13 protein-coding genes and 5 pseudogenes are annotated in these 13,006 nt (G+C 64.5%); 8 read left to right on the top strand and 10 right to left on the bottom strand.

The annotated features are described in order from the left end of the window. Positions 1-83: pseudogene (locus I9P22_RS20045) on the top strand (IS5/IS1182 family transposase); the annotation flags it as partial. A gap of 101 nt (positions 84-184) precedes the next feature. Then, on the top strand, positions 185-1,060 hold the full coding sequence (locus I9P22_RS20040; protein ID WP_199261456.1) for an ImmA/IrrE family metallo-endopeptidase: 876 nt from the start codon (positions 185-187) through the stop codon (positions 1,058-1,060). Between the two features lie 365 nt (positions 1,061-1,425). Here the strand turns inward: I9P22_RS20040 and I9P22_RS20035 are convergent, their stop codons facing one another. The 6 genes from I9P22_RS20035 to I9P22_RS20010 are packed head-to-tail and all read right to left on the bottom strand — an operon-like array spanning position 1,426 to position 5,510. After that, positions 1,426-2,199: an ABC transporter ATP-binding protein gene (locus I9P22_RS20035; RefSeq protein WP_199261454.1), complete on the bottom strand. Its 774-nt coding sequence runs from the start codon at positions 2,197-2,199 to the stop codon at positions 1,426-1,428. Beyond that, on the bottom strand, positions 2,187-3,203 hold the full coding sequence (locus tag I9P22_RS20030) for a FecCD family ABC transporter permease (protein ID WP_199261452.1): 1,017 nt from the start codon (positions 3,201-3,203) through the stop codon (positions 2,187-2,189). Before I9P22_RS20030 ends, I9P22_RS20035 begins: the two co-directional genes overlap by 13 nt. Beyond that, positions 3,172-4,185, bottom strand: a complete 1,014-nt coding sequence (locus I9P22_RS20025; RefSeq protein WP_199261450.1) for an iron ABC transporter substrate-binding protein — start codon at positions 4,183-4,185, stop codon at positions 3,172-3,174. The genes I9P22_RS20030 and I9P22_RS20025 overlap by 32 nt, the downstream gene beginning before the upstream one ends. Continuing rightward, positions 4,182-4,643: a tRNA (N6-threonylcarbamoyladenosine(37)-N6)-methyltransferase TrmO gene (gene tsaA / locus I9P22_RS20020; RefSeq protein ID WP_199261448.1), complete on the bottom strand. Its 462-nt coding sequence runs from the start codon at positions 4,641-4,643 to the stop codon at positions 4,182-4,184. Before tsaA ends, I9P22_RS20025 begins: the two co-directional genes overlap by 4 nt. Next, on the bottom strand, positions 4,636-4,845 hold the full coding sequence (locus I9P22_RS20015) for a TOBE domain-containing protein (RefSeq protein WP_199261445.1): 210 nt from the start codon (positions 4,843-4,845) through the stop codon (positions 4,636-4,638). The genes tsaA and I9P22_RS20015 overlap by 8 nt, the downstream gene beginning before the upstream one ends. Positions 4,846-4,874: 29 nt before the next feature. Next, positions 4,875-5,510: a DUF2478 domain-containing protein gene (locus tag I9P22_RS20010; protein ID WP_332909050.1), complete on the bottom strand. Its 636-nt coding sequence runs from the start codon at positions 5,508-5,510 to the stop codon at positions 4,875-4,877. 142 nt (positions 5,511-5,652) lie between these two features. On the opposite strand from I9P22_RS20010, the gene I9P22_RS20005 reads away from it, so the two are divergent. The 4 genes and pseudogenes from I9P22_RS20005 (at position 5,653) to I9P22_RS19990 (ending at position 9,490) form a co-directional block, all read left to right on the top strand. Next, entirely contained in the window at positions 5,653-7,692 is a 2,040-nt protein-coding gene (locus I9P22_RS20005; RefSeq protein ID WP_233253499.1) for a TonB-dependent receptor plug domain-containing protein, read from the top strand. 205 nt (positions 7,693-7,897) lie between these two features. Continuing rightward, entirely contained in the window at positions 7,898-8,287 is a 390-nt protein-coding gene (locus I9P22_RS20000; protein ID WP_199261432.1) for a hypothetical protein, read from the top strand. A gap of 100 nt (positions 8,288-8,387) precedes the next feature. Continuing rightward, positions 8,388-9,131 (top strand): annotated as a pseudogene (gene istA, locus I9P22_RS19995) (IS21 family transposase); the annotation flags it as partial. A gap of 158 nt (positions 9,132-9,289) precedes the next feature. Further along, positions 9,290-9,490: a winged helix-turn-helix transcriptional regulator gene (locus I9P22_RS19990; RefSeq protein ID WP_332909049.1), complete on the top strand. Its 201-nt coding sequence runs from the start codon at positions 9,290-9,292 to the stop codon at positions 9,488-9,490. Between the two features lie 28 nt (positions 9,491-9,518). Here I9P22_RS19990 and I9P22_RS19985 read toward each other — a convergent pair whose 3' ends face one another. Further along, positions 9,519-10,358, bottom strand: a complete 840-nt coding sequence (locus I9P22_RS19985) for an isocitrate lyase/PEP mutase family protein (protein ID WP_233253498.1) — start codon at positions 10,356-10,358, stop codon at positions 9,519-9,521. 182 nt (positions 10,359-10,540) lie between these two features. Between I9P22_RS19985 and I9P22_RS19980 the strand changes: the two genes are divergently transcribed. Then, positions 10,541-11,416: a helix-turn-helix domain-containing GNAT family N-acetyltransferase gene (locus I9P22_RS19980; RefSeq protein WP_199261425.1), complete on the top strand. Its 876-nt coding sequence runs from the start codon at positions 10,541-10,543 to the stop codon at positions 11,414-11,416. Positions 11,417-11,880: 464 nt separating this feature from the next. Further along, positions 11,881-12,051 (top strand): annotated as a pseudogene (locus tag I9P22_RS19975) (P-type conjugative transfer ATPase TrbB); the annotation flags it as partial. A gap of 59 nt (positions 12,052-12,110) precedes the next feature. Here the strand turns inward: I9P22_RS19975 and I9P22_RS25085 are convergent. The 3 genes and pseudogenes from I9P22_RS25085 to I9P22_RS19965 form a co-directional block, all read right to left on the bottom strand. Beyond that, a pseudogene (locus tag I9P22_RS25085) lies at positions 12,111-12,260 on the bottom strand (hypothetical protein); the annotation flags it as partial. A 52-nt stretch (positions 12,261-12,312) separates the two neighbouring features. Beyond that, positions 12,313-12,417, bottom strand: a pseudogene (locus I9P22_RS19970) (IS5/IS1182 family transposase); the annotation flags it as partial. Between the two features lie 76 nt (positions 12,418-12,493). Next, on the bottom strand, positions 12,494-12,934 hold the full coding sequence (locus tag I9P22_RS19965; RefSeq protein ID WP_199261422.1) for a DUF1217 domain-containing protein: 441 nt from the start codon (positions 12,932-12,934) through the stop codon (positions 12,494-12,496). Positions 12,935-13,006: the final 72 nt, after the last annotated feature.

Here is a 13,006-nt window from a genome sequence, read left to right as displayed (position 1 = left end):
GCTACGACAAAACCGCAGACAGTTTCCTCGGCTTCATCGACATCGCCTGCATCAGGCTCTGGCTTCGCCATTTGTCAACATGACCTACTGCTTTCCGCAACGAGGAGAGCTTAACCGCTGATGACCGTGACACGATCCAGATGATGATCAACACCCTCGCTAAACGGCGCCAAGGTGATGGCTCTTGAGCAAGTTTCGTCTTCTCATGGCGCGCCAATGCGGTGAGAGGATCGCCGCCGACCGTGATTTCACGACGTTTCCTGTTGACCCCTTTGCGATTGCCGCGAATGAAGACATCCTTGTCGAAGCCAAAGCCCCTGATCGTAAGGGCATGAGCGGCTGCATCGTCTTCAACGATGATGGAGTGGGCATCATCTATGCGACCGATATCCGCAGTGAGGGATTTCGGCGGTTCACCGTAGCCCATGAGCTGGGCCACTATTTCCTCGAAGGACATCCCGAGGAAATCCTGAAGACCGGACCCGTACACTTTTCGCGAGCGGGGTTCGTTCAAGGCAGCAGCTCGATAGAGATCGAGGCGGATCACTTCGCCTCCGGCCTGTTGATGCCAACCCGCCTGACGCGCGAGGCGCTTTACAAATCCCCGATCGGTCTTGCTGGCGTGCAGTATCTCGCAACTGTGGCTGAAGCATCGCTCACCGCGGCTGCTATCAGAACTGCCGAATGCGCGCCCTATCCGGTGGCGGTCATCGTCAGTGAGCGCGAGCAAGTGTCGTACGGATTCATGTCTGAGGGCTTCAAGAAGCTTGGAAGACTGCGCTTTCTACGCAAAGGCGATGGATTGCCGCATACGGGTACCCTCGACTTCAACGCGGTCGCAGATAACATCCGCTTGGGACGTTCGGTTTGCTCCCAGTCCACTCTCGCGGAATGGTTCGGCGGTCCGGCCGGTATCACACTTGACGAAGAGATTATCGGGCTGGGCAGCTACGGCTATACCCTTACAGTCCTGTCCAGCGAGGCGTTGGCTGATGATCCAGAGGAAGACGAGAACGAAGAGCAAGACCTCATTAGAAGCTGGACCCCGAAGTTCCGCTAGCTGCCTGTCGGATCAACCAGCAGGGCACCAAGATCGTGCCGCACCTTGATCGAGTGACTGCTTTCGAGGAGTCGGCTCGCTTCTCGTTGCTGGACTGACCGTCAACTCTGGGCCGACCTTGCCTGTCCGGGGCAGCTCGACCGATCCAGCCAAACCTGCCACCGGCTGCCCCGCGGCACGTTGCTCCGAGTGCTTCGCTGCCATTCGTGGGTCTGCAGCGACTGCAGTTGCAGCAAGCGACGGGGCGCTTCCAAAGTCGCTGGTCGAAACGAGCGCCATGCTGCCCTAGTGCATTCCCGGTGTTGCCGCTCGTTTGATTTGTAGCTCTGCAGGACGTTCACGATTGGCCAATAGCCAGTCACCATTCAATAGAAATGCAGCCGCCCGTCCGGGCGTTCATCGCGCTGCACGGGAATGCCATAGAGGACGCTCAGGTTCTCGGCCGTCAGAACCTCGCGGACGGGGCCTGACGCGACAATGCCACCGCGATTCAGCAAGATCGCGTCATGGCCGAGGGTCGCTGCCTGGTCCGGGTCGTGGGTGGACAGGATCACCGCCGTGCCCGCCTGGGCTAGGTTGCGGATGGCCTCGTTGACCGTGATGCGGTTGGCGAAGTCAAGGCTGGCGGTCGGCTCGTCCATGATGATGGTGGCGGCGTCCTGGGCCAGAGCGCGGGCGATCAGTACCAGCTGCCGCTGGCCACCCGACAGGCGGGTGACGTGGACGTCAGCCAGATCGGCAATGCCCAGCCGGGTCAGCGCCGCCATGGCCTGCGCGGCCTCGGCCGGGCCGGGTCGGGCGAAGGGCCCTAGCCGGGCCGCGGCGCCCATCAGCACAATGTCGCGCGCGGCAAAGGCAAAGGGCGTGGCCAGCGATTGCGGCACATGGGCGATGTGGCGGGCGATCCGGGCGCGCGACAGCCCGGCCAGCGGCTGGCCCGACAGGGCGACATGGCCGTGGACCGGGGGGATCAGGCCCAGCAGGGTGCGGAACAGCGTGGTCTTGCCCGCGCCGTTCGGACCCAGCAGGCACAGCACCCGGCCGGGCGACAGCGCCAGGTCGATGCCGGTGATCAGCGCCCGGCCGCCATGGCCGATGGCGAGACCGCGCGCCTCGATCAGGGGCGTCACTCGCTCCATGCACGGGCGCCTTTTGCCAGCAGCCAGACAAAGACCGGCGCACCCAGGACGGCGGTCAGGATGCCCAACGGAACCTCCAGCGTGGCGATGGTGCGGGCGGCGGTATCGACCAGGACCATGAAACCCGCGCCGATCAGGATCGCGGCGGGCAGCAGACGGTCGAAGCGCGGCCCGGTCAGCAGCCGCGCCATGTGCGGGACCATCAGCCCCACCCAGCCGATCACCCCCGCCATCGCGACCGCAGCCGCCGTCATCAGCGTGGCGCAGGCGATCACCAGAACGCGCAGGCGGGCGGCGTCGACGCCCATGGCGCGGGACTCGTCATCGCCCATCGCCAGCAGGCCGATCCGCCACCGCAGGGCCAGCAGCGGCAGAATGCCGATCAGCAGGGCGGGCAACGCCGCCGCCACATCCGCGCGCTTTGCCCCCGCCAGGCTGCCCATCAGCCAGAAGGTAATGGCGGGCAGTTGCTGTTCGGGGTCGGCCAGCAGCTTCACCAGCGAGATGCCCGCCCCGGCAAGCGCGCCGATGGCGATGCCGCACAGGACGATCATCAATACCTGGCCGCCGCCCCGCAGCGCCAGCGTCAGGCCGATCACCAGCCCGACCGTGGCAAGCCCCATGCCAAAGCCCAGCATCTGGATCGCCATGACCGGCAGGCCCAGCAGGATGCCCAGCACCGCGCCAAAGCCCGCCCCCGCCGAGACGCCGAGGATGTCGGGCGAGACCAGCGGGTTGCGGAACACCGTCTGATAGGCCGCGCCCGCCGCCGCCAGGGCCGCGCCGACGACCGCCGCCGCCAGCACGCGTGGCAGGCGGATGTTCAGCAAGACCGCCACGGCCTGCGGGTCGCTGCGTTCCCCGGCCAGCACGGCCAGCACCGTCGCGGGCGACAATGCGAACGGACCCACCGCCGCACCCAAGATCAGCGTTGCGATCAGCCCGACGGCCAACAGCCCGGTCAGCGCGCGATCACTCACCCAGCAGGGCCGACAGCGCGGCATCGTCGGGGCGGACACCATAGAACAGGTCGTAGAACCGGGCGACCTCGGCCCGCAGGTCGCCGGTCGCGGCGTCGGGATAGAGCTTGTGGGCCAGCCATGTCAGCCCGATCAGCCGGTTGACCGAGGGCGGTGCGTCGATGAAGCCGAAGGGCGCGGCAGGCGCCAGATAGACACGGCCGTTCTTGACCGCCGGAATGCCCTGCCATTCCGGCATGGTCCCGACATTGGCGGCGAAGTCGCGGTCGATGGTGATGATGACCTCGGGCGCCCAGGCCTGCACCTGTTCGGGCGAGACGGTCGCCAAGCCGCGTGTTTCCGCCTGGGCCACGTTGACGGCGCCGACACGCTCTATGATTTCGGCGTTGATGGAGCCGCGCGCGGGCGTCTCCAGCCCCTCGGGGCCGCGCGCCAGATAGACGGTCGGGCGCGCATCCTGCGGGATCCCGGCCAGCAGCGCGTCCAGATCGGCCAGCGTCCGTTCGGTATAGGCGGCCAGGACCTCGCCCCGGTCCGGCACAGCCAGCAGGTTGGCCATCCGGCGGATGCCTTCCGTCATGTCGGCAAAGCTGCCGTCGATCAGCACATAGGGCACGCCCGCCTGGTCCTGGATGCGCCCGGCCAGGTCCGCATAGGTGGCGTTGACGGTGCCGTAATCGACGATCAGGTCGGGCCTGGCGGACAGCAGCACCTCGAGGTTCAGCGTGTCACCCCGCCCGGTCAACCGGCCAAGCGCGGGCAGGTCCGCAGCCTGGGGACGCAGAAAGGGTTTGTCGGCGGGCTTGGACGCGGTGACCCAGCCGACCATGGCGTCGGGCTTCAGGGTATAGAGCAGCGTCGCGGCGGGCGGACCGGCGGCAAAGACGCGGGCCGGATCGGCCGGAACGGACACCGCACGACCGGTGGCGTCGGTGACGATGCGATCCTGCGCAACGGCAGGGGCCGCCAGCAGCAGGGCGGCGGTCAGCAGGCGCAGGTGGATCATGGCACGGCTCCGAATTCGGCCTTGATGTCGATCAGCGGCGTACCGTCCAGGCAGTCCAGCCCGCGCACCACCAGCACCGGCCCTTCGACCGCCAGCAGCCGCACGACCGAGGACGCGACCGGGTTCGGCCTGACGGGCGAGCGGAGGGCAAAGGTGCCCGTCGCGCGGTTGCCGAAGTTGGGATTTTGCAGCACCAGATCGCGCCGCGCCCGGTCCATCCAGTAAAGCAGTTGCAGCCGGTCACGGCCGTCCACCCCGCGCAACCCCTCCGCCCAGGGCTCGAAGACCTCGACCCGGCAGACCGGGCCCTGATCCGGATCGCCCCGGCGCGGACAGTCACCACGCAGGGTCCAGGGCGTGTGGATGCGGCCGATGAACCACAACTGCGCGTCGAAGCGGTCGGGAACGGTCACCGCCGTCTCGAACGGCCGCAATTCGTCGCGCAGGGCGTTAGTCATCGACCCCCACCATGACATCGGACGCCTTGATCACCGCCGAGGCGCGGCTGCCAACCTTCAGCCCAAGGTCCTTGACCGCCTCGTTGGTGATCGAGGCGGTGACGGTGCTGCCGCCCAGGTCGATGCGGACATGGCTGGTAACGGCGCCGGTGACGATCTCGGTGACGGTGCCGGGCAGGACGTTGCGGGCGCTGAGTTTCATGGTCTTTCTCCCAAACAGGGTGGCGCGGATCACAAGGCGGCCTGACTGCAGGCCTCGCGCAACCATGACAGGATCTGCGCCTCGTCCGCAGGACATTCATGCGCGCGGCCATCGGCGAAGGCAAGAAAGGCCGCACGCCATTGCGGGGACAGGCCGACCAGGACAGGGATCCCTCGTTCGCAAGCCTCGCCGATGGCCGGCACAAGGCCGCGCCCGGCGGCCTCCTGCTTGCCGAACTTGTTGGCGATCAGCGCATGCGCGTCCGCCACCCGGTCCTGGACCACAAGCACGGCTTGTTCCAAGGCGCCGGGATCCAGGCGGCAGCCCGTCACCTCGGGCGACAGGGGGACGCTGATATCGCGCAGTTCGCCGTCCGGCAGCAGCGACAGGACGATATGGCATTGTTCACCGGAATGGCGCGCTGCGGGCGGTTGCAGGGTGCCCGCAAGCCTGACCCCCTTGGCCGACAGCGCTTCGGCCACGGCGCACAGCACCGCGTCGGTGCGCTTCTCCTCGTCCGAGCAGACGTAACAAATGTCCATGAAGCCCCCAAGACCATGCCGCGCCATTCGATATGAATGATTAGGCATATCGAATGGCGTTGGCAAGGGGCGCCTTTTCGGCGGTTTTGCGCATTCGAAAGAAAGTCTTTTCCGCAGGAACACGCTCTTGCATTAATCACACAATCGTTATGTTATTTCAGACATAACGATTCGTCCTTGAACAAGGACAGCGCGGTCAGGAGGGGGACAGATGCGAATGACGATACGGGCGGGGTGGTTGGGGGCGGCCGTCTGGACAGTGCCGATGGCGATCCTGGCACAGGACGCCGCGACGGGATCGCGACCCTTCGTGCTGGGGACGATCGTGCTGACCGCCGAGGAGGACCGAGACGGCGGCGGCACCTCGTCCACCGTCAGCGACTTGGACATCCTGCGCCAGAACCGCGTGACCCTGGATGACGCCTTGAAGCCCGTGCCGGGCGTGCAGATCGGCAATACCGGCGGTTCCCGGAACGAGCGGCTGATCTATGTCCGGGGCTTCGACCGCTTCCAGGTGCCGCTGTCGGTCGATGGCATCCGCGTCTATCTGCCCGCCGACAATCGGCTGGACTATGGCCGTTTCCTGACACCCGACCTGGCCGAGATCCAGGTGCAAAAGGGCTATGTCTCGGTCCTGAACGGGTCGGGCGGCATGGGTGGGGCGATCAACCTGGTGACCCGCCAACCCACGGAACCCTTCGAGGGCGAGGCCCGGCTGGGCGTCGAGGCTGGCAATCGCGGCGACATCACCGCCCGCACTGGCTTTCTGTCCCTGGGCATGAAGCGGGAGCAGTTCTGGCTTCAAGGCAGCTATCTGACCCGCGACAGCGACGGCTTTTACCTGTCGCGCGACTATGAACGCCGCCCGCAGCAGGGTTCGGGCCTGCGCGATTATTCGGATACCGAAGACAGCCGTCTGAGCCTGAAGGCCGGCTGGACGCCGAATGCGACAGACGAATATGTCCTCAGCTATACCCGTCAGACGGGGTCGAAGAACGCGCCCTACAATGTCGACCAGCCGATCCGCAGCCTGACGCCGCCGCCGGGGCCGGGACAAAGCTGGCAGCGCGACTGGACCTGGCCGGAATGGGATCTGGACAGCCTGGCCTTCTATTCCCATACCGACCTGGGTGGCGGGTATGTCAACACGCGGGCCTATTACAATCGTTTCGACAACCTGCTGTCGGCCTGGGACGATTACACCCATAGCAGCCAGACGGAACGTCGCGCCTTCGACAGCCGCTACAAGGACCGCGCCTGGGGCTTCAGCCTGGAAGGCGGGGCAGACCTGGCGGCCGGCAACGCCCTGCGCGGCGCCCTGCATTACCGCCGCGACCGGCACGATTCGATCCAGCTGCCGCAGCCAACCCTGGGCCTGCCCGCCGACCCGACCGAGCGCAGCGAGGAAGAAACCTGGTCCTTGGCCCTGGAAAACACCTGGGCCGCGCGCGAAGACTTGGAAGTCGTTGCCGGCATCAGCTACGACAAGGCCACCGTGCTGAAGGCCGACCGCACCGACGATGACCCCGGCCTGCCGACCGGGTCCTCCGACGCCGTCAACTGGCAGCTTGCGGCAATCTGGCAGCCCGATGCGCGCGGCGAATTCCACGCCAGCCTGTCGTCGCGGACCCGGTTTCCGACGCTCTTCAACCGCTACAGCACGCGCTTTGGCACGGCGATCCCGAACCCGGATCTCGACTCGGAACGCGCCACCAACGTCGAGATCGGCTACAAGGGCGACCTTGGCCCTGCGGTGATCGAAACCGCGCTGTTCTACAGCAAGGTCGATGACATGATCCAATCGGTGCCGACCGGCACCCTGGACGACGAAGGCGGACCGATCACCCAAAGCCGCAATGTCGGCGACGGCACCTACAAGGGCTTCGAAATCGCGGCAAGCTGGGACATCAGCGACCGGATCGGCTTGGTGGCGAACTATACCTGGCTCGACCGCGACATCTCGGACCCGATCATCGACAACCTGCGGCCGACCGACACGCCCCGGCATACGGCCTTCCTGCGCCTCGACTGGCGGGCCACCGACAGCCTCACGGTTTCGCCCTCGCTGGAGGTCTCGGGATCGCGTTTGTCGGAAAGCGCGATCCAGCCCGAGGATCCGACCGAGATCGCCTATACCCGCATGGGCGGCTTCAGCTTGGCGAATTTGGACTTCGACTGGCAGGCGACCGACCGGGCCAGCGTCGTCTTTGGCGTCAGGAACATCTTCGACCGCGATTACCAATTGGTCGAAGGCTATCCCGAGCCCGGCCGCACGGTCTTCCTGACCACCTGGCTGACGTTCTGAACCAGGGCGGCACCGGATCAGCGCCGGTGCCGAGTGGAAGGTTTTCTGGGCAATGACCGGATAGGTCATATACACAAGGCTTGGCTACGCGGATCGGGGCCAGCCCGATCTCAGCATCGCGGCGCAGGACCGTTGCATCCGGTTCCTCCTGAAGGCCTATGCCGAGCACGACGCCCTGCGGCTTTGCCGGTCCCGGCACGCGACCTTGCTGATCGCCCGGCTGGATCGGCTTGCCTGTCCAGAGATGAATCCGGCCATCGCCCTGGACGATCCGGACTTGTCGGTGCGTGTTGCTGTTCTGCCCGGCGCGACGGCGGCAAAGCTTGCGACCCACGCCAGGCTTCTGGCCCAAGAGAGAGCATTCCATGCAAGGCATGGCGTGCGGAGTCTGGAACGGTGTTCAGGCAAAGGTCAGCATCGCAGGATGATCGTGACAAATGGCGCGCCGGGCGGGCAGGCCGACCCGGCCGAGCGGGTCATGGACGTGGTGCTGTCCATCCGCGAGAACGGCGCGACGTTTCGGGATATCGCCGCCGCCCTGAACCAGCAGGAACTGGTGACGGCCAGTGGAACGGTGTTGACCGGCGTGGAATAAGGACCCCGCTTCTGGGGTGATCGGCGTCCAAAAAAGGGACCCCACCGACCGGGGGTTGGGTCCAATGTGCTTCCGAGGATTATCGGAGGCCGAGCGGGGGATGCTGATCGTGGAGACAATCGCAAAAATCAGGCGGCTGCATTTTACCGAGGGCAAGGGGATCAAGACGATCTGCCGTGACCTGAAGCTGTCGAAGAGTGAGGCGTGAGCCGCCATCGGTCCGAGGCCACGCCGAACGGTGCGCAAGGTAATCCGCACCGGGATAACGGAGTTCACCTACACCCGGACGGTTCAGCCACGCCCGAAGCTGGGCGCCTGGCTTGAGGAACTGAGCCGGCTGTTGGCGATCAACGCGGCTCGTGGGCGCCGGGAACGCCTGACACTGATCCAGATCTACGAGGAACTGCGCGGCCTTGGCTATGAAGGCGGGTATGATGCGGTCCGCCGCTACGCCTCGGTCTGGGCGCGCACTCAAAGCTCCGGTGCCTCGTCCGCCTTCGTGCCGCTGAGTTTTGCCCCCGGCGAAGCCTATCAATTCGACTGGAGCCACGAGGTTGTCCTGATCGATGGGGCAACCACCACGATCAAGGTGGCGCATGTTCGCCTGTGCCACAGCCGGATGTTCTTCGTGCGGGCCTATCCTCGCGAGACGCAGGAGATGGTGTTCGATGCCCATGATCGGGCTTTCGCCTTCTTCAAGGGCACCTGCACCCGGGGGATCTACGACAATATGAAGACGGCGGTGGAGACCATCTTCGTCGGCAAGGAGCGCCTCTACAATCGTCGGTTCCTGCAGATGGCCAGCCACTACCTGGTTGAACCTGTTGCCTGTACCCCTGCCAGTCTGACAATTTTGACATACCGGCCGGGAAGTGGACGACGACGCATCAGCGCAATCGCAGTGAACTGCATGGATGGTGCGACCTCGCTGCCGGTCTCGGCACCATTCGTGGAGAGTGGAAAGCCTCCATCGTGACCCGGCTTGCCGAAGAGGCTTGCGGCGTGGCCGACCTGCAGCGGCATCTGGCCATAGCGAACCGGCGCGTGCTGGTGCGGGCATTGCGGCAGCTTGAAGTGGACGGTCTGGTCCAGCGTACCGGATCACCAGATACCGCCTATTGCCTGACACGCTCGGGCGTCGAGCTTGCCGCCATCCTCCTGCAGCTGGCGGATTGGCAGAAGCGGCGCAGGTGGGCGGAATGAGCATTGGGGGAAAGCTCGAAACTCGCGGTCATTGCCGGTCGATGCATTTCTCCTGCGACATGAGCTGGCTGATCATCGCGCCGGGCAGTGCATCCGCCGCATAGGTGAACGTCCCGGAGGATTTCACCTCTTCCGCCGCGCGCACCAGGGCGCCAAGCGCGGCCCGGGCGAAAGAGCCGCCAACACTGATGCGGCGCACCCCGGCTTCGGACAGTTCGGCCACGGAATAGCCTGGCCCGGTCAGTCCCATGCCCACATTGACCGGCTTGTCCACCGCCTGGCACAGGGTTCTGATCGCCCCGATGTCGGGAAGCCCCGGCGCGTAGAGGACATCTGCACCGGCATCGGAGAAGGCTTGCAGCCGTTTGATCGTATCGTCCAGATCAGGTCTTCCCCATAGATAGTTCTCGGCCCGCGCGGTCAGCAGGAAAGGCAGATCGCGTACCGCCTCGGCTGCCGCTTGGATGCGTTCAACCGCCTGGGCGATATCGTATATCGGGGTCTCGGAATCGCCCGTCGCATCTTCGATCGACCCTCCGACCAGACCGATCTCGCAGGCCATGCGGACGGTTTGTGCGCAGGTTTCCGGTGCGGCGCCGAAACCGTCTTCGAGATCGGCAGAGACGGGAAGAGTGGTTGCGCCGACGATCTCTGCGGCGTTTTCAAGAATCTCGCCCCTGCCAAGACCCGCGAAGGAATCCCGCTTGCCCTTCGAGAACGCATAGCCTGCGCTTGTGGTGGCAAGAGCGTCGAAGCCGAGACTGGTCAGAAGGCGAGCCGACCCCGCATCCCAGGGGTTGGGCATGACGAATGCCCGGCTGCCCTCATGAAGCGCCTTCAGGCGGTCGAACCTGGCCTGCTGATCCATCATCGCTTCCCTCCGCATGGTTCATGGGCAGAGTATAGCCGGCAAGAACAAAAAGGAAACATCGTGCTGATTTCCACCGCAGGCCGAGCGGTGAGGCGACGCGATGACGCTCGCGACAGGTCACATCAGGCAGCCGGTGTTCGCGCTTGACCGGAGAATTTATCTGACTTAAGTCAGATAACATGCTTGCCGATCCCGTTTCCCGTTTTCGTCGCTTCAGCCGTGCCGTCACCTCCGAGGTAGGTGCGCTCGACACCTCATTCCTCGGACGCGGCCGCCCGCTCGGGGCTGCCCGTGTGCTCAACGCAATCGGTCATGGCCGTACGGATGTGGCGGAGTTGCGCGACTATCTCGGTCTGGATTCCGGGTTGTTGAGCCGACTGTTGCGCGGTCTTGAAGTGGAGAAACTGATCGAAACCGCCCCGCATCCCGACGATGCGCGTCGTCGGGTCGCCACCCTCACGGCGGATGGCCGTCGTGAGTTCGACGCCTATGAAGGCCTCTCGAACGGACAAGCCGAGGCCCTGCTGGCCCGCCATCCCCATCCCGAGGCGCTGCTGGCGGCGATGGATCTGGTCGCCACGGCGCTTGGGCGCGACCGTATTTCCTTGACCGAGACCGATCCGCGCAGCGCCGAAGCATGTTGCTGCCTCAGTCAATATTATGCCGAACTTGCGAGTCGCTTCAGGCAGGGCTTCGACGTATCGCTGTCACGCGACCCGGAGGCGCGCGACATGATCCGTCCCCGAGGTGTTTTCATTGTGGCGATGTCGGACGGCCTTCCGATCGGTTGCGTCGGGCTGAAAGGCGCGGGGCACGACATGGCCGAGGTCAAGCGTCTCTGGGTTGCGCCTTCCACGCGCGGCCTGGGTCTGGCCCGGCGCCTCATGACGGCAGTGGAGGAGGTCGCCCGGGGCCTGTCGATCACGACGCTGCGCCTCGATACGAACAGTTCGCTGACCGAAGCGCTCGGTTTCTACCGAAAATCCGGTTGGCGCCAGATCGACCGGTTCAACGACGATCCCTATCCCGACGCATTCTTCGAAAAGTGCCTCTGATACGGCCGGGGCACCGCAAACGGGCACCTGAAGGCAGACTGGCCGGGTGGGGCAGGCGGGTGCGGTTCCGGTCGAGGTCGCGGGGATTGCCGCGTTCGCTGCAGAGGGCTGGAGGCGAAAGTGGAGAGTGATATAAACGGCTGATCGGCAGGGTTCACCATGAGCTCTCCGCGATGTTTCAGTCATGCTCGGACCTGAACGTGATCGCGAGCATGTATCTTGGTCAAACTCGATTGATTCGGGCCACCTTGCCTCAGGAAGACTGGTCACCGCCACGCAAAACCGCCGTTTCCCTGTCTTTCTACGCCAGACTACGACGGCGGCTGAATAGCTGTTGCGCGGCTGCGTTTTGAGGCTCTCTTAGTCGACCCCATCCGGGGACCTTCTCTCACCGCCCCGGAGGAACGGGGGACGGGATGGCAGGTCCAGACCAAAAAACGGCAGTGGTGGAGCGCGGCGTCCGCATGCTCCGCACCGCGCTCGGGCCTGCCATCTCCGCCCTCTTGCGGGATCCCGACATCGTCGAGGTGATGCTGAACCCGGACGGTCGGATCTGGATCGACCGGCTGCGCGATGGGTTGGCGCAGACAGGACAAACACTGTCCGCATCCGACGGCGAGCGGATCGTCCGCCTGACGGTGGTTGAATCGAGCTGGTCGATGATCGCGGGCCCCTTGATCGTCACGCCGGCAGGCAGGCTCTCGCGGTCATAGAGCGCGGTCGTCATCGGCTCGGGATGGTCGTGGAACAAGGCCTCGCGCGTGCCCTTGGGAACTGCCTTCGCGTCCGGGTCGATGGCGATCTTGGGGAAAGAGGGCTTAGGCGTGACGCCGATGGCGCGCACGGTCAGGCGATAGACCTCGACCGGGAAGTCCTCGCGGCGGAAGTTGTGGGCCTTTCCGACCGGGGATGAAAGACCGTATCCACTTGTCTTTAAACGTATCCTTGAACCAACCGGCATCATAGCCGCGGTCGGCCAGCAGCCATTCCGCCTTTCCAAGCGGCGGGCACGTAGTCGGGTGCTGACATCTGTCCGGCCTTTTCTGCGGCCTTGGCTCCGCTATTTGTCAGTATGATCTACGACTTGAGCAAAGTAAGTGCGGTGGAGAAACGCAGGTTTGTGGATGTAGTGCTGATCTGGTTGCGCAACAGGTAGCGCTGAAGAAGCGATTCCAGGGGTTCCGGTTGCATAAACTGACCGACCGTATCGCTCCCGGAATTAATTTCCGCCTTCAACTTGATCTCCGATAGCTGCCTGTCAATCGGCAGGGTCGAAAAACTGCTTCCCAGACCATAAGCCTTTTCAAATATCTGCCTCAATGACTTGGAGCCGAGGATCTGGTACCATTTCGCATTCTCGCTAACATCCATAGCCGCGATCTGTGGCAGCTCTCGCTGCGCATTCAATGCAAGCTCTATCTCCGGATAGCGCTCTCCGATATTTTTTTCGAAGGATCGCTCCTCGTACAAGGAAAGAATGGTTTGAACTTTTGGGGCGTCAAGGGGGCTCTGTTGCATAACTCAGGTGATGGGCGCGGTTACCCCCTCCCCGGACAGACTTATCCTACAGCTTCCGTGACCGGGATGCCG

The organism is Paracoccus binzhouensis (assembly GCF_016446475.1).
Lineage (GTDB): Bacteria > Pseudomonadota > Alphaproteobacteria > Rhodobacterales > Rhodobacteraceae > Paracoccus > Paracoccus binzhouensis.
Note: the sequence above shows the minus strand (reverse complement) of the source record. Positions and strands in the feature narration are given on the sequence as shown.